At 52.3% G+C, this 21,047-nt stretch carries 19 protein-coding genes; 4 read left to right on the top strand and 15 right to left on the bottom strand.

Translation table 11 applies throughout. From position 1 onward, the window contains the following. The first annotated feature begins 488 nt into the window (after positions 1 to 488). The gene (locus M2305_RS09740; RefSeq protein WP_264649248.1) at positions 489 to 2,279 is read left to right on the top strand and encodes a hypothetical protein; all 1,791 of its coding nucleotides are present in this window, start codon (positions 489 to 491) and stop codon (positions 2,277 to 2,279) included. Positions 2,280 to 2,621: 342 nt separating this feature from the next. Here M2305_RS09740 and M2305_RS09735 read toward each other — a convergent pair whose 3' ends face one another. Then, positions 2,622 to 2,933 (bottom strand): hypothetical protein, encoded by a 312-nt coding sequence (locus tag M2305_RS09735; RefSeq protein WP_264649247.1) that lies wholly within the window; start codon positions 2,931 to 2,933, stop codon positions 2,622 to 2,624. A gap of 160 nt (positions 2,934 to 3,093) precedes the next feature. Here M2305_RS09735 and M2305_RS09730 point away from each other — a divergent pair, with 160 nt between their 5' ends. Genes M2305_RS09730 through M2305_RS09720 form a run of 3 tightly spaced genes read left to right on the top strand, consistent with a single transcriptional unit; the run spans position 3,094 to position 5,497 of the window. After that, complete coding sequence (locus tag M2305_RS09730) at positions 3,094 to 4,074, top strand: AEC family transporter (protein WP_211498509.1); 981 nt, start codon at positions 3,094 to 3,096, stop codon at positions 4,072 to 4,074. Next, positions 4,056 to 4,547, top strand: coding sequence for a low molecular weight protein-tyrosine-phosphatase (locus M2305_RS09725; RefSeq protein ID WP_086632881.1), 492 nt, complete (start codon positions 4,056 to 4,058; stop codon positions 4,545 to 4,547). The genes M2305_RS09730 and M2305_RS09725 overlap by 19 nt, the downstream gene beginning before the upstream one ends. A gap of 17 nt (positions 4,548 to 4,564) precedes the next feature. Next, positions 4,565 to 5,497, top strand: coding sequence for a 2-hydroxyacid dehydrogenase (locus tag M2305_RS09720; RefSeq protein ID WP_264649246.1), 933 nt, complete (start codon positions 4,565 to 4,567; stop codon positions 5,495 to 5,497). 5 nt (positions 5,498 to 5,502) lie between these two features. On the opposite strand, the gene M2305_RS09715 is transcribed toward M2305_RS09720, so the two are convergent. From M2305_RS09715 to edd, 14 genes are all read right to left on the bottom strand, one after another. After that, entirely contained in the window at positions 5,503 to 6,261 is a 759-nt protein-coding gene (locus M2305_RS09715; protein WP_086632879.1) for an NAD kinase, read from the bottom strand. A gap of 5 nt (positions 6,262 to 6,266) precedes the next feature. Next, entirely contained in the window at positions 6,267 to 7,109 is an 843-nt protein-coding gene (locus M2305_RS09710) for a carbon-nitrogen hydrolase family protein (protein WP_264649245.1), read from the bottom strand. Positions 7,110 to 7,233: 124 nt separating this feature from the next. Beyond that, entirely contained in the window at positions 7,234 to 9,315 is a 2,082-nt protein-coding gene (gene flhA / locus M2305_RS09705) for a flagellar biosynthesis protein FlhA (protein ID WP_408871469.1), read from the bottom strand. Positions 9,316 to 9,458: 143 nt separating this feature from the next. Then, positions 9,459 to 9,791, bottom strand: coding sequence for a flagellar motor switch protein FliN (gene fliN / locus M2305_RS09700; RefSeq protein ID WP_099213153.1), 333 nt, complete (start codon positions 9,789 to 9,791; stop codon positions 9,459 to 9,461). 5 nt (positions 9,792 to 9,796) lie between these two features. Next, on the bottom strand, positions 9,797 to 10,468 hold the full coding sequence (locus M2305_RS09695; protein WP_264649243.1) for a FliH/SctL family protein: 672 nt from the start codon (positions 10,466 to 10,468) through the stop codon (positions 9,797 to 9,799). Beyond that, positions 10,465 to 11,478, bottom strand: a complete 1,014-nt coding sequence (locus tag M2305_RS09690) for a flagellar motor switch protein FliG (protein ID WP_264649242.1) — start codon at positions 11,476 to 11,478, stop codon at positions 10,465 to 10,467. Before M2305_RS09690 ends, M2305_RS09695 begins: the two co-directional genes overlap by 4 nt. A gap of 2 nt (positions 11,479 to 11,480) precedes the next feature. Next, positions 11,481 to 13,148 (bottom strand): flagellar basal-body MS-ring/collar protein FliF, encoded by a 1,668-nt coding sequence (gene fliF / locus M2305_RS09685; protein ID WP_264649241.1) that lies wholly within the window; start codon positions 13,146 to 13,148, stop codon positions 11,481 to 11,483. 164 nt (positions 13,149 to 13,312) lie between these two features. Beyond that, positions 13,313 to 14,035 carry a flagellar hook assembly protein FlgD gene (locus M2305_RS09680; RefSeq protein ID WP_211508674.1) on the bottom strand — a complete coding sequence of 241 codons (723 nt, stop codon included), beginning with the start codon at positions 14,033 to 14,035 and terminating at the stop codon, positions 13,313 to 13,315. Between the two features lie 13 nt (positions 14,036 to 14,048). Next, positions 14,049 to 14,903 (bottom strand): hypothetical protein, encoded by an 855-nt coding sequence (locus tag M2305_RS09675; protein WP_264649240.1) that lies wholly within the window; start codon positions 14,901 to 14,903, stop codon positions 14,049 to 14,051. Positions 14,904 to 15,429: 526 nt separating this feature from the next. Then, complete coding sequence (locus M2305_RS09670; RefSeq protein WP_046901138.1) at positions 15,430 to 15,783, bottom strand: hypothetical protein; 354 nt, start codon at positions 15,781 to 15,783, stop codon at positions 15,430 to 15,432. After that, a complete protein-coding gene (gene purH / locus M2305_RS09665) occupies positions 15,780 to 17,357 on the bottom strand; it encodes a bifunctional phosphoribosylaminoimidazolecarboxamide formyltransferase/IMP cyclohydrolase (RefSeq protein WP_064275084.1) in 1,578 nt (525 codons plus the stop codon). Before purH ends, M2305_RS09670 begins: the two co-directional genes overlap by 4 nt. Beyond that, positions 17,354 to 17,917, bottom strand: a complete 564-nt coding sequence (locus M2305_RS09660; protein WP_264649237.1) for a metal-dependent hydrolase — start codon at positions 17,915 to 17,917, stop codon at positions 17,354 to 17,356. The genes purH and M2305_RS09660 overlap by 4 nt, the downstream gene beginning before the upstream one ends. A 215-nt stretch (positions 17,918 to 18,132) precedes the next feature. Beyond that, on the bottom strand, positions 18,133 to 18,756 hold the full coding sequence (eda, locus tag M2305_RS09655) for a bifunctional 4-hydroxy-2-oxoglutarate aldolase/2-dehydro-3-deoxy-phosphogluconate aldolase (protein WP_264649236.1): 624 nt from the start codon (positions 18,754 to 18,756) through the stop codon (positions 18,133 to 18,135). A 12-nt stretch (positions 18,757 to 18,768) separates the two neighbouring features. Further along, entirely contained in the window at positions 18,769 to 20,616 is a 1,848-nt protein-coding gene (gene edd / locus M2305_RS09650; protein WP_264649235.1) for a phosphogluconate dehydratase, read from the bottom strand. Positions 20,617 to 21,047 lie beyond the last annotated feature (431 nt).

The raw sequence follows: 21,047 nt of genomic DNA, 5'->3' as shown, positions 1-21,047 counted from the left end.
AGTGATAAAATATTGCCAGATTTTTTAGTCACTATTAGGTTTTTACTTTCCATTCGTATCGAATCACTTCAGAAAGCCATTAAGGTAGGGCCGGTTAAAAATTATCCGCATTCCTCCACCTCTAATGTTTTTGAAGACGCCAGTTTTTTCAGTAGGCCGCTTGTCCACTCACCTTGGAAATTTCCGCAGCCTAAGGCCAAATTTACCACACGGTGCCCCTAACCTCAGATGAGCGGTTAGTATCGGCACCGTATCTCAAACATACCCACTTCGACGCGAATGTTTATGTGAAGGGACCGACCCTCCACATGTGATGACCCAAAAAGTGTGAGTACGTTACAAACATGTGTTTGGCCTACTATGGCGATCAAACGTGACATCAGCCTGCATTACAAAATAGCGATTGAGGCATAAGGAGAGCCTGTGACATGAAACTCGTGAGGACAGTTTTCATCGCCGTCTTATTACTGCCTTGCACGAGGCATGCAGTGGCCGATCCCGTCAATGCCGTGCCAAACTGGCGATCTCATACTCCAGCTGGAAATCCGGAAGATCCTGTCAGGTCTGATGCCGTCAACGGGCGGATGCAAAATCCCAGCATTCAGGGCGGTTCAGCCTCAGGTCTTGACGTCACCACTTCCGTGGCACGAGCCAGCGAAGCTCCGACAGCACATACACTTGCCGATCATCTGGGACGCATTCTCAGCCCTATGGATTTCGGCGCCAAATGTAACGCCACCATTGATGATCATGTCGCGCTCTCGAACGCTTTTGCCTATGTTATGGCCACCGGCAATTCACTGACGTTCCCGGCGGGTCGGCTTTGCGTCAATAACGCACCAATCCGCATTTCAACCGGATCAGGCAATATTGTTGATATTAATTTCAACAGCGGAGGCGTTGTGACGACGACCGGATCAGATTTTCTGGTCTTCGATGGATCAAATGTTCCCAAGATGTCCGGCTTCAACATTCATGATGGCGTATTTTTTGATACGGCCGGAAAAGCAAAATTCGTGACCGTCCAGAACGCGAAAGAATTTTTCGGATATTTCCAGTCCAGCATTCACGGCATGTCGGTTCCTAACAAAGACCCACGTTACCCAAATGCTTCTGTTGTGTCTGCGGGGGCAGGGTCCTTATTCTACGGACAGAATGTCGGCCATTTCAGTATCTATAGAAACTACGGCTCCTTTTCTCGGGCTTTCACCGAGTTCACGGGCGTGGCGAAAGCAGTAGGAACAACCGGCGCAGACCAGTACTCATCTGACTCTGATGTCTACGATAACAGCGTTCAAGGGGTTTATACGCAGGGGTCGGTCGCCGTGCGTATTCACGATCATGTCCAAGGCATCTTCGTTTCTCGAAACAGGTTTCTGACATTCGGGTACGGGGTGTACATGGCTCCAGCAGATCATACTGGATCCGAAGGTATGGAGATTGTAGATAACGGCCTGAATGTGAAATATGGCGGTATCTGGATTCAGGGCGGCTTAAATATCGTCTCACGAAATAACTTACAGGCTGCGGCTCGCCCGTCTTTTATCGGCTACTCAATCGGTAGCGCGACGGCTTCGAGCGTATATTCCGTGATTACGGACAATGGTGCGAATTCTCTGGGTGGACAACCAACCCAGACAACACCTGTATACCAATTATACGTGTCAGACGGTTCAATTGTGACTGGAAATCAGACGTCTGGCATCTGGCATGGCACCTGCATGATTATCACAACCCCGGCAGATACAGTATCCCAGACTACAATATCTAATAATAACTGCTGGCAATCTGGAGCGATCAGTATTTTTGGTGGCTGGAACGGCAATAACAATATTTACAATGCTTCTGTGGGTTCTCCGACAACAGTGAACCTCAGCAGCACTACAAATGAAGCGATGACGTCGGTAACACCTCCCAATGGTGCATTTTATATCAATGGGTTAGCCACGGTAAAAACAACACTGCAAGCCAAATCCCTTGTTCTGGGAAGCTCAGTGCCTGCAACAAAAACTGCACCTGCATCTTATGCCCGTCTCGCATATATCAACGCAGATCCTGTAACCCATAATATCTCAATTGGGGATGCAACAGCCGCCGCTACATACGGGGGCCTGTTGTTCATGCAGTCTTATACAAAATCCACACTTCTTTCGAAGGTGAAAGGCGTGGAGGGCGGCATGGCCCTATGTTCAGACTGTGTCGGGGGAAGTGCACAGCCAGTGATCTATTCTCGGGGAAAATGGGTTCCCATCCTCCTTGGTGCGCCCTTGGCACCTTAACGGCTACGGGAAATAACGCTACAGACTTCCGTCCTTGGCCTCGACTATGCTTTGGAAGCGCCCCTAGCGACGGGGAGATACCATATTCTTCAAGGGTTATGACTCAATGCTCAGCAATTTCTTGCAAGTGGTACGCCCCAAAACCGCCATTTTTAAAAGAAATTCAGATAAAAATCCATCACCAAAGAAAAATAACCGCACCTTTGTAGAGAAATATTTTCAGAAAGTGAGAGAAATGCATTTTTAGTAAAAAATTTATTTAACTAAAATTATAAATACTTTTCTAATGCCATAGAACACGAATCGAAGAAAAATACATTTCCCATAACGGAAAACATATACCTACAGAGTAATAGCCTTCTCCGAGGAGTTTTCCCCGACGGGAATATTATGAGGAATACCTAACAACGCGTGCAACAGATACACGACAAAAGCAGCGGTCAGAAGCACCGCCAATAAGCGTCCAAAAATACGAAATGCCACAACAATTAGTGCGCATAACAGACAAAGAAGAAGAACCGTCTGAAACTGCCCATGTATCCCGATGCTACTCAATACGGCACGCGCGGCAACTTCCACGAAAGCTACAGCTGCGACGATAAAACCCAGCAGCATCAGGATGAAACTGAGCAAGGTGTCAAAAATGGATTGCATGGTTCGCCCAGAGCAAGAATTGAAGCAAAAGCATTCTACAAAGACATCACCCGCTCTTTTTGGTCAATCGCTTCCAGCGGCAGGGATGGACGGATGATAACGATGTCATTACGAAAGAGAATAGCGACACCTAGAACTTCTGCCTTTCTATGAGCATCTCATGACCTCTTCGCCCAACCTGCTGCTCACGATCATCCAGGCTATTTTGCCCATTCTGGTCACACTGGGCTTCGGCTATTTCGCCGCATACCGTAAAGATTTTGATGCCCAACAGGCAGGCGTTCTGACGCGACTGGTCATGCTCTATGCTCTTCCGCTCGAACTCTTCGTCTCCATTCTGAGCACGCCCAAAGCTCAGGTGCTGTCTGCTGGTCCGGTAGCGGCGCTCATACTTTTGGCAATGGTGGGCGGATATGCTGCCGTTTTCAGTGTATTCCGTTTTGCACTGAAGCGCCGACTGAGCGAAGCCGCCATCATTGCCATGACAATCACCGGTCCCTCGGTCCCGTTTATTGGTATCCCAGTTTTAGGGCAGATTTTCGGGGCTGCCAGCGGTGTGCCAATTTCAATCGCCGCCCTAGCGATGAACCTGATCCAGTTACCCATAACCCTTATTCTGATGGGGCACGATCACGGAAACCGACAGGCCCGCGATACCACAACGGAAAGACGCAACGAACTTCGTGAACTGGTAGGGCATCTTCTTCATTCATGCCGTGAGCCCGTGGTCTGGGTGCCGCTGCTAGCTCTTGTGCTCGTCAGTGCTGGCGCTTTCCTGCCCGTATTCCTGAAAGGATCTTTTCTTTTGCTCGGCCACACGACCGGAGGAGCAGCTTTGTTCGCATCAGGCGTCGTCCTGTTTACGCGGCAGGTTCGTTTTAGTCCTCTGGTGGGCACGATTGTGGGGATCCGCAACATTGTCATTCCGGGAATAATCTATGCTCTGGCTCGAGCGTGGCACCTTCCCCCGCAGGCCCTTCAGGAAAGTGTGTTGACGATGGCAATCCCAAGTGCCTCCATCAACGTTATTCTGGCAATGCGGTATCACGTTCTGGAACGCGAAATCGCTTCCGTCCTGTTTTTCGGAACACTGACTTCCATTGCAACAATGGCATTTTTCATATGGTTAACCGGCGCTTAAATAGCTTCCTCTTTGTCTGCACTGGCAATATCTGCCGCTCTCCACTCGCTGAACTTGCCATGCGGCGAGAGGCTGAGAAGCGAGAACTTGAACTCGATATTGATTCAGCTGCTATTGGACATTGGCACCTCGGGTATCCACCAGATCCGAGAGCCTGCAAGGTAGCAAGCCAACACGGCCTGGACGCTTCGGCACTTAGATCACGCCTCATCTGCGAAGATGATTTTTACCGCTTTGACCACATCATTGCGCTCGATCACTCACATCTGACCCACCTGCAAAATATGCAGCCCTCGGACAGTAGAGCGCGCCTCTCCCTTATGCTCGACCATATTCCTGGCCGAGAGGGTGAAGACGTCGATGATCCTTATTATGGCCCAGAAAGCGGCTTTACGATCACCTGGAACGACGTTGAACACGCCTGCCGTGCCCTTGCGGACAAAGAGCTCGACACTCTTCCCTCCCGTCACTGATCAACAGGAGAACCGACTTGTCTATCAAACCTGACCTGCTCATGATCGACCCTTTCCCAGCCGGGATCGTAGCGCGACTTGCAGAGCATTTTAACCTGCACACATACAGTGACCTCGATCAGCTCAAGCCAATCGCAGATAAAGTCCGGGGGGTGGCCACTGGCGGCGGTTCAGGACTTCCGCGCCCCCTCATGGACGCGCTTCCTGCGTTAGAAGTCATCGCCGTCAACGGCGTCGGGACAGATCAGATCGACCTTGACGAAGCACGCCGCCGCAAAATTGGTGTTGCAACAACGCTTGGGACCCTCACCGATGATGTCGCAGACATGGCCATTGTTCTGACGCTATCAGTCATGCGTGACACGGTCTTGAATGACCGTCTTGTTCGCTCCGGTGAATGGTCCAGAAATTCGCTGCCCCTGTCCCGCAGCGTGACCGGAAAACGGATGGGCATCGCAGGTTTTGGTCAGATCGGGCAAGCCATCGCCCACCGTGCAGCAGCATTCGGTATGGAACTGGCCTATTTCAATTCGAAGCCACGTCCTGAAAGCGCAGTACGCTTCGAAAGTGATCTGAAGAAACTGGCTGAATGGAGCGATATTCTCGTTCTGGCAGTCTCGGGAGGCCCTCGCTCAGCCAATATGGTTGATGCGGAAATTCTTGAAGCTCTCGGGCCAGACGGCGTCCTCATCAACATTGCCCGCGGATCGGTTGTAGATGAGGCAGCTTTGCTCTCAGCTTTGCAAGAAAAGCGGATTGCAGGCGCGGGACTGGATGTGTTCCAGAATGAACCAAACATCAATCCCGAGTTCTTCAAGCTTGATAATACCGTCCTCCAAGCTCATCAGGCATCGGCAACCGTGGAAACGCGGACCATTATGGGTAACCTGATGGTCGACAATCTCATCGCGCACTTTGACGGTAAGCCGTTACTGACACCCATCCTGTAAAACAGCTACTCCAGAAACTGTTCAGCGATAATACGCTCGGACAACCCGTGATCTGGATCGAAGAGGACCGTGGCATGCAGCTTGCGGTCCTCTTTGACAATCACCTCAGCCACATCACGGATTTCCTTGAAATCTGCGACTGCCGCCGTGGGTCGCTTGTCTGTGTCCATCAACGTCAGTCTGACTACGGCCGTTGATGGCAGGAGAGCGCCCCGCCAGCGCCTGGGACGAAAAGCAGAAATCGGTGTCAACGGTAAGATGTTCGCACTCAGGGGCACGATGGGACCATGTGCGGAAAGATTGTACGCCGTCGATCCCGCAGGGGTCGCAACAATGACCCCGTCACAAATCAACTCTTCCAGCCTTGTCCGACCATCAACCTCAATACGAATTCGGGATGTCTGGCGTGTCTGGCGAAAGAGGAACACGTCATTAAATGCCCGCGCTTCAGACACTTCTCCATTAACTGTCCTCGCCGTCATATGCAGCGGATGCAGCAAGGAAGGCTGCGCATTTAACAGGCGTTCCGGTAGATCATCTTCATTGGGCGTATTCATAAGGAACCCGATGGTTCCGTAATTCATACCGTACACGGCCAACTCAAGCCCAAGAACACGATGAAGCGTTTCGAGCATAAAGCCATCACCCCCCAGACTGACAGCCACATCAGCGCTTTCGAGCGGAACGTTCCCATAGCGAGCGACCAGAACTGCGAGTGCATCCTGGGCGGCGTCTGTTGACGCCGCTACAAAAGCAATTTTCATACCGGTCAGATCAGCTGCCTGTTTGCCTGAATTGGCATACGTTCACGCACCTGACGCACCTGATCGAAATCGAGATCGGCAGTTCCCCAAGCGGCTTCGCCCCCCAGTTTCAGAACAACCTCGCCCCATGGATTTACAATCATGGAGTGACCATATGTCTGACGCTCGTTTCCAGCAGCATCCGTATGCCAACCGGCTGTCCCGCAGGCAATGACCCAGGCCTGCGTTTCTATCGCACGTGCCCGGATCAGGATTTCCCAATGAGCTTCCCCTGTCTGCTGTGTAAACGCAGCAGGTAAGATGATCATCGCCACATCTGCGGCTCGCAATGCAAGAAACAGCTCAGCAAAACGCAAATCGTAGCAAATGGCGAGACCCGTCGGGACGCCTGAAATATCTACAACCTCTACGCTGTCACCTGGCACATAGTTATCACTCTCCCGATAACCATCCCCATTCGGCGTGACCACATCAAAAAGGTGAATTTTCCTGTAGCGTCCGCATTCATTGCCGTCAGGGTCAAAGATCAGCGATGTGTTCGCCAATTTATCTTTTCCCTCACCCAAGACGGTTTCTCCGATCGAGCCACCATGAACCCAAATACCGTGCTCTTTGGCCATTGCGCGCAAAGCCTCATACAGCGGACCACCAGACTCTCCAGGAGCCGGAAGTTGCTCAGCGCTGGCATGCTTGGTCTCAGCCGTCCCGCCCAGGCAACTCCACACCTCTGGCAAAACCACCAAAACAGGATTTTCGGCTTTTACTGCATCCGCCACGAGCTTCTGAGCCTGAGCAATATTTGCATCCCGGTCAGCCGAAGGAGCCATCTGGATCAGTGCAACACGCATGGTCGGTACATTCCCTTTAGCAATGACCAGAGACCATAAGCGATCACAAAGTCCGAGGTAAGCCCGAACACCTTAGACTCAGATGGCAGCTTGCAATACACGAGAGCCATGCATTCTTGGGTTCTTACTGAATGACCCCAACGGTCCGTATCTTTGCGCGAGTAGAAATTTCTGTTTGCGATAGAACCATGGTCGCTGGGCGAATGCGTTCCACAATCATTCGTATAGGACGACGCATCCCCCCGGCGACAAGAATAACCGGGTTTTCACCCTGCCCCAAAGCTACATCCAGAGCCTGCCTCAGCTGGCCTACCAATTCGTTCAGGCGAGATGGCGGGAGCGCCAACTGGCGATCATCTGCAGGACCAATCATGTTCTCTGACAACACGACTTCCCAATCGGGGCTTAGTGTCAAAACAGGAATATAGCCCTTTGGTCCGGTAACAGCGAAGCTGATCTGACGCGCCAAACGGGTCCGAACATGTGAGGTCAACGCCAGTACAGATTTGAGACCTTGCCCACAGCCTTCCTGCAGCGCCTCTAAAATACCCGACAAATCACGAATTGAAATCTGCTCCGCAAGAAGACTTTGTAGAACTCTCTGAACAACACTCACTGACACTTGAGACGGAATAAGATCGACAATCAGTTTCTGCTGATCTCTTGGCATGTCATCCAGAAGTTTCTGTGTCTCGGAGTAAGACAGGAGGTCGGCCATGTTTTCCCGAACCAACTCCGTTAAGTGCGTAATAATGACGCTTGCTGGATCAACGACTGTATATCCCTTGATAATCGCATTCTCTCGTTCACTTTGATCGATCCACAATGCTGGGAGATTAAATGCCGGCTCTCGCGTTTCCTCACCCTGCAAGTCTGGCAAACCTCCCTTCGGATTCATCGCCAAAATTCGACTAATCCGTACTTCTCCATGTCCAATTTCGATTTCTTTAATTTTTACAGCATACGCGTCAGATGAAAGCTGAAGATTGTCCTGAATACGGACAGGTGGCAGAATAAATCCCATTTCTCCAGCAATTGTTCTTCTGAGAACCTTGATTTGCTCAGTCAACCGCGCACCATCACCGCTCGCAATTGAGAGCAAATTAAAGCCCAACTCTAAACGTAGCAAATCTACACGGAGGCTTTCGGTAATGGGGGGCTCACCAGACTGTGTGTTTTCAGGAAGGCTGACAGCATCCTCTTCAGCATCTTGATCCTTAACAGGTGAGCGATGTCGCAACCACGCTCCTCCTCCTGCAAGAGCTGCCAAACCAAGAAAGGGAAGCGTCGGCAACCCAGGCATTAATGACAGGACAGCCGATGAGCCAGCTGCCAAAGCAAGCGGTTTGGGGTTGCCGCCAAGTTGCCGCACCAAAGCTACGTCCGCCGCACCTTCAGTACCTCCCTTGGTCACCACAATACCCGAGGCCGTAGAGACAAGCAGAGCAGGAATTTGCGAAACCAGGCCATCGCCGATCGTCAAAGTCGTAAAAGCAGATGCAGCATCCGCCACAGACATCCCATGACGCCCAATGCCGATGGCTAACCCTCCGACAATATTGATGGCCGTAATGATCAAACTCGCGATTGCATCTCCACGGACGAACTTGGCCGCACCATCCATCGCTCCATAGAACCCACTTTCTTCCTGGAGTTCTTTACGGCGCTGCCGCGCAATTTTGTCACTGATGGCGCCAGAAGACAGTTCAGCATCAATCGCCATCTGCTTTCCAGGCATGGCATCCAGCGAAAAGCGTGCTGCCACTTCAGCAATACGCCCTGACCCCTTAGTGATCACCATGAAATTCACAACCAGAAGGATTGCAAACAGGATCGCGCCGATTACGACGTCACCTCCCATCAGAAAACCTCCGAAGGCAGCTACGACATGGCCAGCTGCATACATCCCCTCATAACCGTGACTAAGAATAAGTCTGGTTGTCGCAACCTCCAGCGACAGACGGAGCAATGTTGTGAGGAGCAGCAATGTTGGGAAAGAGGTGAAATCAAGTGGTCGCGTTAAAAACAAAGCGACCATCAGGACAAGTACGGACGCCGTGACTGAGAGGGCCAGCCCGACATCCAGAATGAATGTCGGCAGCGGCAAGACGAGAACTGAGAGCAATCCGGCAACTGCCAGTGCCAATCCAACATCTGTTCCCGGCAGCCAGCGCTGCCCTCCTTGCAACCAGGCGGGCAAGGGCATTTTCTGAAAATAACCAGAGAGAGAGGTCTTTTTCACAAAGGAAGAAAGAACCCCTTCTGATGTGTTCATAATAATAGTCTTACCTGATTAAATTTTTATCTTGAAAGAAAATATAACAACAAGGTTAAATATTAGGAAATTTTTCAGTTTTTAACTTTTCCAGATTTAATAATTTCCGTCATGGTTACACCAAGTCTATTCTCATCAACCATCACGACTTCACCACGAGCTATCAGACGATTATTTACGAGAATGTCGATCGAATCACCGACTTTTCGATCAAGCTCCACAACAGCCCCACGCCCCAAGCGTAATAGCTGGCTCACCTGCATATTTGCACGTCCCAGAACGGCACTGACCGTTACAGGAATATCGTAGATCGCTTCGAGATCATGAGCGAAGCGAGGCGGCTCTACAGACTGCGCCGATACTGCTTCGACGTCATCAAGATCGAAATTATTCTGTGTATCAGTCATTTCAATTATTCCGCGCTCACTGCAGGTAAAACTTTATCCAGAGAAAATATTTTCAAAATTTCCTGCACCAAGGTTCCTGCCTCTCGGCAAGCCTTTCCCGTCGCCCAAAAAATTCGAAAATCTCCCGAAGCCAAAGTGTCATCTGCACGACAATCAATCACTTCCACTCCTTCTCGCTCACACAACGTTAATAAATGCTGAATTTCCTGAGATTTAGCTTCTATTCTGATGCGCGCAGCCTCTCTGAGGGTTGGCATGATTTTATCAATCAATACATCCCGTTCTCTGGGGCCATAATTTTCCAAAAGGGATGGAAAAATTTTAGCGAGATGAGAAAAAATGGCGATTGAAGAATTTTCAGCTTCTTGCTCTGCACATTGATTTATCTGATCAGAAATTTTTTTTATAATATTTAAAGAATTGTTCTCAATACAGTTTTTCCATTCAGATTTTTCTTTTTCATAAAAATTTCGTTCGAGTGCAGACACTCGTTCTTTTTCCTGCCTACAGGCAAAATCTAAATCTTCGGCAGTGTAGAGTTCAGGTGTAGTTATTTCCCCAGAAGACAGATCTGAGACTGGTTCCGGTTCGACTGGAGACAAAACCGGGATGTCAAAATCTTCAGCGTAGAGAACTTTGGACACCTGATCGCGGCGGTCGAAATCAGGAATCCTCATACGAGCATCTCATTCGCGGCCTGTTCTTGATCCAGAAGTTCAATTTCCCCACGATCAAGGAGAACTTTGGCAACAAGCAGAATATCACTCTGTGCCGCATCGACGTCCTTAACGCGCACAGGGCCTAATGCTTCAACTTCATCTATAAGAATACGCCCTGCACGCTCAGACATTGCCGCAAGAAATGCACTTCGCAGTTTCTCGCTTGCACCCTTAAGAGCAATCGGCAAGCTTTCGCGTGCAATCTGATTAAGCAACACCATAAGGCCCTCTACAGGAACCTGAGCCAATTCTTCGAAAGTAAACATAAGGCTTTTAATTCGCTCCGCATCATCATGACTGCGCTCATCCAAGGCAGTCATAAAGCGTGCTTCAAGTCTTCGATCGAAATTATTGAAGATGTCTGCGAGAACTTCGTGGCTGTCTCTATGCGAACCACGAGGAAGGTTAGAGACAAACTCGGATCTTAGTGTCTGCTCCACACTGTGCAAAACCCCCTTCTGCACATTTTCCATTTTCAGCATCCGCGTCATAACATCGAGCGAAAATTCTTCAGGCAGCAGAGCAAGAACCTTCGCCGAGTGCGCTGCCTTGATCCTGCCAAGAATAACAGCGACCGTTTGCGGATATTCATTTTTTAAATAGTTAGCGAGCACTGCCTCTGAGACGTTTCCAAGTTTATCCCACATAGTTCGCCCGGCAGGACCGCGAATTTCTTCCATGATGGCCGCTGCTCGCCCAGCGGGAAGCGTATTTTTGAGCAATCGTTCAGTTGTTTCGATATCGCCAATCAAAACTTCTGAAGACCCGAGGCTCCGGCTGAATTCGTGACAGACGCTTTCGACAGTTTCTGCAGAGACCATTCCAAGCTGAGACATGGCGGCAGAAATTTCTCGAATTTCTTCTTCGTGCATCTGCTCAAACAAGCGAGCGCAGTTTTCTTCGCCTAATGCCATCATCAGAATGGCGGACTTCTGCGCACCCGTGACAGATTTTTCCAGTCCAATCATTTTTAGTGCCCCTCCTGTCTCGGCATCAGCCAACTGCGCATCAGTGCAATACTTTCCGCAGGATGCGTTTCCACGAGGTCTACCACCCGCTGAACAGAGGACGCTCGAATACGGCCGGAAACGCCACTCACGGCCACCGTCTCTTCGTCACTCTCTGTTAGAGGCACTGTGGCATCATATGGAGCAGCCAAAAGAGCTGTCGGGTTTCCCACCTCAGTCGCCAGTGTGCCCCCCAACTCAGGCAGAGGAGCTCCGCCACTTCTTGCATCAGAAAGAAGCTGCCCGGTCGGAAGCCCGCCCCCAGGAGGACGCAACAAGGGGCGCACGACAAAGAAAAGCACCATCAATAGGCACAGAGCAAAAATACCGAAACGCGCAGCTTCCATTTCATTTGAGCGGCTCAAAATTCCCTTCAGAAATGTCTGTTGGGGCGTGGGTATTGCCGCTTCGATATCCGAAAACTGCATAGACATTACGGTAACAACATCGCCACGAGCCTGATCGAACCCAATGGCAGTCTTGGTGAGAGCCGTTAGCCTTTCCAGCTCCTGAGTATTTCGTGGCTGCCAGACATGTTGACCTTTCACGTCCGTCTGCACGGCTCCATCAACCATGACAGCGACACTGATACGAGAAATGCGCGGCTGATCCTGCACAAGGGTCCGAACCTTTTTACCAATCTCGTAATTATCCGTTTGCTCCTGCCTGCTGCTTTGACTTCCGTTCTGCGGCTGACCGGCGTTAGCATTCGGCAGATTGTTTCCGACCGTCGTATTCGCTGTTCCTTGTGTGTTTATACTTTTGTCATTTTTGGTTTGCTGAGAACGGAGAACCTGCTGGTCAGGGTCGTAACTTTCCTGAGTTTCCCGCACATGATCATTATTCATCGCCACGGTCGCTTCCACCCGCACACGGCCTATGCCGACAGAAGCTCCCAACATGTCCTCAACTTCACGGGAAATGCGTTGTTCCAACGCCTGCCGTTGCATTTCTGCCGTTTGATTGCCATCGACGCTTCCCGCGCCCTGGCGCAGCAGGACATGCCCGCGATTGTCTACGAGTGAGATATTCTGCGCCTCCAACCCCGGTACCGCCGCAGAAACCAGATTAACGACCGCCGCAATACTTTCCTCATCCAAACGGCGTGCGCCGTCCATCGAAAGAAGCACACTTGCCTGGGCGCCCTGTTCGTTCGTAGAGAAAAGCTCTCTGTGCCGCAGAACAAGATGAACACGAGCATTGCGAACACCGTGGATCAAGCGGATTGATCGCTCCAATTCACCTTCCAGCGCACGCGTCTCGTTGATCGTTTGCTCAAACTGCGTGGCTGTAAAACTGTTTCCCTTATCGAAAATCTCATATCCGACCGAACCGCCGGACGGCAGGCCACTTTTCGCAAGAAGAAGGCGTGCTTTTGCCACTTCGTCATCAGGGACCATGATCGTCGCGCCCTGATCCTGAAGGCGATACGCAATATGGGCCTTAGCAAGCTGATCTACGATTTCACCGGCTTCTCTGGGGTCCAGATCTCGATAGAGCAGTCCGGTAGTGGAATTTGCTCCGTGCATAACCAGAACTCCGAGCAGCACAAGCAGCGCCGCCCCCACTCCCCCCAGAGCAGCCAGCCGTGGAAGGCCGAGCTGCTTCAGATTTGCGAGAAGAGCCTTCACTTAATCGCCCACCATACGGTCATCTGCGTACAAGCTTTTTCAGGAGATGCCTCAAGCCCTGCCCACATGCGCGTTCACCCTGTCCTGCTGCAATCACTGACAGACATTGTGGACAGAAAAGGTTAACGGGCGCTTAAAACGATAGAATTTTCCCCGCTGACTGTTCAGGCTCCTGAAAATCCGTCCAGATCACTCAGCGGAACAGTCGCACTTCCCATCTGCACGTTAACGCCGCTCGATGTCCGTGTCAGACCTGTAACGGTACCGGAAACTGTTGTCGGGAAAGATGCCGTTTCCCCACTCGTCCCGGTCCCTTCAACAGCTACGAAATACTGACCATCAGACATTTGTTGTCCGCTGTTATCATTTCCGTCCCAAGACCAGGAATTTGTACCCGCAGTGGCCGTCATCGTGTCGGTTTTGACAACCTGACCGCTCGCATCGGTCACGGCAATTGCTACAGGCCCAGCCTGCTCCGCTGTAAATGTCATGCTAGCCTTACCGCTTTGTAGGGGCAGAGAAGCCGTCGTGGCTGTCGTTGTTTTACCGACTAGCGCAATACCAGACGTGATTTGAGTGTCCTGCGTGGCAGAAATCAGGCTGGTAAGATTAGTATTGGTCTCGACCTGTTGCTGCACACCCGCAAACTGCGCCAACTCACTGGTGAAGCTGTCCGTACTGGTTGGATTACTGGGGTCTTGATGCTGAAGTTGGGTAGTCAGAAGTGTTAAAAACTGATTGAAATTCCCTGCCATGGAAGACAGTGCAGCGCTGCCCACACTACTTGCTGTGGATGTTGATGCACTCGACGTCTGAGATGACGCACTCGACTTGGCCGCCGAGACAGCCTGGTTCAGAAGCGATGATGACGTGACAGAAGAGACCATTAAAAAGCGTCCTTTAAGCGGTCAGATCAACAACACCGCGTAAAAATTTTCGAGGAGATATGGAGGCGTTCTCACTGAGATCTTCAGGCGAAGTCTCAGAGGAACCACAAGCCGTGAAGGGCCGTTGCTGACCCTCATCCCGGCCGGAATTTGTCGGATAGTCTTGCGAGAAAGATCCCAGCAAACCAAAACTGACCTCTGTGGATATCACAGGCTGATCTGCGGAGACCGACACGAGGTTCTGGTTCAGCGACGACAATAAGCTTTCTTTATTTGTAGAAAGACTACGCAGCGCTTCCGAATTTTCAGCCAGAATATGGATGTGGCGTTCACCCCCTTTGTCCTCAGCAACGGACATCCGGATCTTGCCGTCATGTTCCAGGAAAATGTCGATCTGGGTATTGAGACGCTGATCCGTTGCCTGATGCGTAATGACAGGGCCATTCAGAAATGACGGGCTGGGTTCGCCCCTTGTGGGGCTTGAAACGCTCGTATGTTCGGAACTGGAATTCTGTAATTCCGTGGGCGGAAGCTCCAAGAGTGATTCCGAGGCCTCGGCATTCGACGGCTGCAAAACAGGAATATTTTCTGCCAACGTGGGAGACGCCACATTCACACTCTCTGTTTCAGAAACTTCCCTGTCTTCCTTGACCTCAAGTGGGTCTATCGTGGATTTCGACGCGCCATCAAAGGAGGCGATACCAAGAGACAAATCAGACATCGAACTCTGGCCGTTGTCGGGTTCTAGATCCGACACGCATTGTGCGAATTGTTCTGCGTGTTGGCCCAGATCAGGTTCTTCTGTCGTCACAGGCTCGTCTATGACGTTGTTTTGCAGCACCGATGAAGACACTTTGGGAGCTTCCATGAAGGATGCATCCGTCGAAACTTTATGAGCGGATAGCTCTGATCCGCGTCGAGCAATGTTAACCGGATTCGGTATTTTCGAAGATTTTTCTGGAAGTGAATTCGAACGGACAGGCTGTGCAGAGACCTTCGTCGCTGCGCTCAAAGGTTTTAAACTTCGAGAGACCTCGCGGTTCTCTGTTGAAACAGGCTGATTCTTGCCGACCTCAGACCCTCTGTTTGTCTGAACGTTCTTTTCACTCTGCACCCGCGGCGTATTTTTACGAGAGAGAGCGGCACAGTCAGAGGACGGAGACTTCTCATGAACGTAGCTTTTCAGAAAATCCTGAAATCGTTCTTTTGAAGCAAGTGGCGTACCAACAGGAAACGTGCCGCCACCAGTCGTCATTCCCGGCTTTGCTGCGGGCAGAATCTGCGACAATGACAAGCCCTCCAGTTCCCGGGGAAACAACCGGTAAGGAGAGTGGCACGGCAGACGTAAATAAAAGGTTTATACGCGGCCCTTTCAAAGAGGCCGCGCACAAAACTCAGTTCTGAATGTGATCGTATCCAGGAGAACCCGGAAATGGCCCTCGCGTAACTGCGGCTGGCGCCGGGCAAACTGGCGGAACGCCATCAAGTGCAAAAGCCTGCACTGTGTGGGTCGATGCTGCCACGAGCCCTCTCACCGCAAGAGGCTGTGCCAGACGTACACCTGCCAGAAGCTCCTCTGGAAGAATGACAGTCGTACCATCACGCAGCATCACACCTGTAGGCGTAATACGGGAAACAATCCCTTTCGTGACGGGCAGCGGTGACATGTCATACAGACATGGCGCGGCCTCGGCGACCATCGGGGCGGAGAAAGCCAGAAGCAGGCTTGCGAGAGCGAAAGGTTTCAATGCCGGAAATGCCTCATGCCAGTGAAGACCATGGCGATTCCAGCTGCATCGGCAGCATCGATCACCTCCTGATCGCGAATTGAGCCACCAGGCTGGATCACAGCCACAGCACCAGCAGCAACAACACTCTCAAGACCATCTGCGAACGGGAAGAACGCATCCGATGCGGCCACAGATCCCTTGGTCAACGGGGCAGTCTCACCCGCAACATTCGCAGCATCTTCGCTCTTGCGAGCGGCAATGCGCGCGCTATCAACACGGGACATCTGCCCCGCCCCAATCCCGACAGTCGCATTGTTACGAACATAAATGACCGCGTTGGATTTCACGTGCTTGGCCACTCGGAACGCGAACAGGAGATCTTTCATCTCCTTTTCCGTGGGCGCGCGTTTGGTGACGACCTTCAGATCGCTCTCAAGGACGCGGCCTGCATCCCGGCTTTGCGCCAGAAAACCACCGGCGACAGAGCGAAAAGCCAGACCTTCAGCTTCCGGGTCCGGCATTCCGCCAGTGAGCAACAGACGCAGGTTCTTCTTGCGAGAAAGAATTTCAATAGCCTGTGCGTCCGCATCCGGGGCAACAATCACTTCCGTGAAAATCGCACTGATACGTTGAGCCGTTTCTGCATCCAGCGTTCTGTTCACAGCTACGATGCCACCAAATGCCGAAACCGGATCACAACGCAGCGCCGCAATCCATGCCTGTTCCAGCGTTTCAGCAGACGCCACACCGCATGGATTAGCGTGCTTGACGATCACGACAGTAGGCGCATCAAACTCAGCAACAGCCTCGAACGCTGCGTCTGTGTCATTAAGATTGTTGTAGCTCAGCGCCTTGCCCTGCACCTGGCGAGCCGTCGCAATACCTGCCCGTGTGCTGCCATCACGATAGAAAGCAGCTTTCTGATGTGGGTTTTCACCATACCGCAGAAGCTCGTCGCGGGAGCCACTGAGCGTCAGAACAGGAGGCAACAATTCGCCCGCACGCTCCGCGAACCAACGGGAGATCATCCCGTCATAAGACGCCGTATGAGCATACGCAGCACCCGCATAATCACGACGCTCGCTCAAATACGTTCCACCCGCGTCCAGAGACTGAACGAAATCACCGTATTGCTGAGGAGACGTCAGGATCGTGACATGATCGAAGTTCTTGGCCGCAGCACGGATCATGGCCGGGCCGCCAATATCGATATTCTCGATACAGTCTTCATCGCCCGCGCCGGATGCAACCGTAGCGGCGAAAGGATACAGGTTAACGCAGACCAGATCGATTGGCACGATGCCGTGCTCTTCCATCTGGCTCAGATGAGCCGGCAGGTCACGACGTGCGAGAATGCCACCATGAACCTGCGGAACCAGCGTCTTGACACGACCGTCAAGAATTTCGGGAAAGCCCGTATGCTCTGAAACATCTTTGACAGTCAGACCGGCCTCACGCAGCGCCCTTGCCGAGCCCCCCGTCGAAAGCAGTTCTGCACCGTGGGCGGCAAGCGCGCGCCCCAGTTCAATCAGTCCCGTCTTGTCAGAAACGGAGAGAAGGGCGCGGCGGACGGGGAGTCGGGTCTCAGTCATGATGGAAATGCAATATCCTTCAAAACATGTCCGTGCAACCGCTGGTGATGCACGACGTAAGGAGCGTGACCACCAAATGGATCACGTCCCGCGAACCCTGCCCACCCTAATAGAAAAAGAGTAGGCAGAAGAAGCATGATCTCGCCCAGGCCGCCTGTGCGGACATAGGGCCAGAAAGACAGTCTGGACCGGCTAAGGGGCGCCAGAAGCTGGCAGCCACCGGTTGGCAGGTCAGCCGCGATGTGGGTGGCAACGCCCAGTAAAAGAGCGCCAATCGGGCCTCGCAGCGCACCTTCCCCCATAAAAGCCCCAATCACAGTGGCGATCAAAAGCAACACAACGCCGGAATGCGTCATCCCACGATGACCAAACGTCCGCGCCAGAAAACGGGACAGAAATTTGACCCGGGCCCCAAGCATGGAACGCTCCGTATCAATGTCTGGAAGCAGGCTACCCAGCAACCCTGTGCAGATCGAAAAAGGCTCGGGTGACAGGACATGCCAGCGCATCGCACACAAAACAGCAAATCCGCCAATCAGGAGATGAGAACGTCCAGTCACGGGTTCTTATGATCCGATTCGGACGTTAGCGGAAAGGGCCGTAACCCCTTTTCCTGCAAAGATATTCATAAATTCCATCCCCTCTTCCTCTGGGAATGTTCTTTATCCGTTCTCAAGCAGAGAAACAGGCCCTCAATGAAAAAAAAGAAAGGCGATCCAGATATCTTCCAGACCGCCTTCCTGTTTTCAATAGAGCGAAAAATTTACAAGGTATCTTAGCTCTGACGCAAAAGAGCAGCAGCCGTAGCACGCTGCGTCACCGTCTTTGCGTCGAACTCACCTGCCGTAATCCACGATCCGCCGACACAGGAGACGGAAGGAAGTGCCAGCCAGTCCGGAGCGCTCCCTTCAGTGATGCCGCCTGTCGGGCAGAAGCGGACATTGCCGAATACACTGGCCAAGCTCTTCAGCGCCGGAATGCCACCATTGGTCACAGCCGGGAAGAACTTGAAGCGTGTCAGGCCCAGATCCAGACCGCGCATGATGTCACCAGCATTTGCGACGCCCGGAAGGAAAGGCATGTCATGGTCGCGGGCAGCGTCAGCCAGCGGTGCAGTTAAGCCAGGGCTCACGATAAAGCGGGAGCCAGCCTTTACTGCACGCTCCAGATCCGTCGGGTTCAACACAGTGCCGGCGCCAACAAACGCGCCCTCAACCTTGGACATTTCCTCGATCACTTCGAGCGCACAAGGCGTCCGCAGCGTCACTTCCAGAGTGGTCAGGCCACCAGCGACCAGCGCTTCAGCCAAGGGACGAGCCTGTGCAACATCATTGACTACCAGCACCGGGATAACCGGGCAGCGGGTCATGACAGCATCAAGTTTGGCAGTATCATTCATGAAATTTGGTCCTTAGTGAATGGCGTCGCCAACGGCTTCGATTACCTGATCCATTTGGGCCAGCATGGCCGATGCGCCGGTTTCGGCCGGATCATGCACTGAACGCATGAGGGCAAACAACTCACGTCCAGTTCCGAGAGCAGGCGGCGGCGGCGCAACAGGTTCGCGTGCCTCCCATTCTGCCGGATCGACGAGAACCTCAATCTGCCCCGTTACGGCACACACCCGGATCATGTCACCATCCCGAACGCGGGCAATCGGGCCGCCGACCTGAGCTTCCGGGCCGACGTGAATGGCAGCAGGCACCTTACCACTCGCACCTGACATCCGTCCGTCTGTCAGGAGAGCCACCTTGTAGCCCCGATCCTGCAACACACCGAGCGTTGGCGTCAGTTTATGCAGTTCCGGCATACCGTTTGCTTCCGGCCCCTGGAACCGCACAACAACAACGACATCCCGCTCAAGCTCTCCATTCTGGAACGCCGTAGCGACATCATGCTGATCATGGAAAACGCGCGCCGGGGCTTCAATGGTCAGGAATTCTTCAGAAATGGCACTGCTTTTATAGATGCCACGACCGACATTGCCCTGCATGAGCTTGATACCACCGTCAGCCTTGAACGGCTCCTTGACGTCCCGGAGAATGTCACGGTCCAGCGATGGCTTGGCATGCGTGTAAACGACTTCGTCATCCTGCAGGCTGGCACGGCAGGCATAATCGGCAAATCCGCCGCGCGAGACCGTCATGATGTCCGTGTGCAGAAGGCCCGCACGGGAAAGCTCGGCAATCAGTGTGGGCATACCACCCACATGATTGAAGGCGTTCACGTCCTCAGAGCCACTGGGGTAAACGCGCGTCATCAGCGGAACTGCGGCTGAGAGGCGGCTCAGATCTTCCCAGTCAATGATGATACCAGCAGCTCGTGCAATGGCAGGCAGGTGGATCGTGTGATTGGTCGAACCGCCGGTTGCCAGCAAGCCGACTGCCGCATTCACAATGGCCTTTTCATCAACACACTGCGCCAGTGGGCGGACATCTTCGCCATTCAGGCTGATTTCCGCCAGACGATGGACGCTTGCGCGCGTCATGGCCTGCCGAAGCGGCGTGTTCGGATTGATGAAGGCAGAATCCGGCATCATGAGACCCATGATCTCAACCATCATCTGGTTCGTATTGGCCGTGCCGTAGAAGGTGCATGTGCCGGCGCTATGGTAGGAGGCGTTTTCCGCTTCCATCAGACGATCCTGCCCGACCTTGCCCTGTACATAGAGCTGGCGGATCCGCTGCTTTTCCTTGTTAGGAAGGCCTGACGGCATAGGGCCAGCCGGGATCAGCATTGTCGGCAGATGCCCGAAGCGCAGCGCGCCCATCAGCAGGCCCGGGACAATCTTGTCACAGATCCCCAGAAGCGCGACACCTTCGAACATGCCATGGCTCAGGCCGACAGCCGTGGACATGGCAATAACGTCACGGGAGAACAGGGAAAGCTCCATTCCCTCCTGTCCCTGCGTCACGCCATCACACATTGCTGGCGCACCACCGGCGATCTGAGCAGTTGCCCCAACTTCGCGGGCGAACAGCTTCATCTGGTCGGGGTAACGTCCATACGGCTGATGCGCCGACAGCATGTCGTTGTAAGTCGTCACAATCCCGAGGTTCGTGCTGGCCGGACGCATGAGCTCCGGCTTGTCAGACGCAGCCGCAGCAATGGCGTGAGCGAGGTTTCCGCAGGCCAGGCGTGGGCGGGAGACGCCTTTGGCCCGGTTTCGCTCCATCAGAGCAAGATAACGGCGACGGGAGACTTTCGAACGCTCGATGATCCGGGCGGTCACGCTCTCGACGACGGAATTCAAAGACATTGGAACACTCGCTGCTCGACTGACACACGCGCTGCCAGACGGAAAAAACGCTCTTTCCGCTGAAAGACACAGCCTCGTGAAGGGGCTACTTTCATACGGAACCGAACCTGGAACAGCAACACCTCACAATGCCTTTCCGAGAAAATTTATTATTTTTATTTCTCAGAATGGCTTTTTATCTTTTCATTTAAACCGTTTTTTTTCGAAAAAATGAAAATAAAGTACAAACTCAGACTTACCCAGTATTTTCAATATTATGTATTTTCATATACGCAGATGCGATGATGAGCAAATACTCAAAATGAATTCCTATCGCGGGAAATCAGAACGAAATTGATCCGGATTAATGATGAAATATAAATCAACTTTCATTTGATAGATTCTGAATTATGTTTTTATGTTTCTCGATATTGATTTTATATTCATTAGGA

Source organism: Gluconobacter cerinus (assembly GCF_025961355.1).
GTDB lineage: Bacteria > Pseudomonadota > Alphaproteobacteria > Acetobacterales > Acetobacteraceae > Gluconobacter > Gluconobacter cerinus.
The sequence above is the reverse complement of the archived record's forward strand: the minus strand, read 5'-3'. Positions and strand labels throughout refer to the sequence as shown.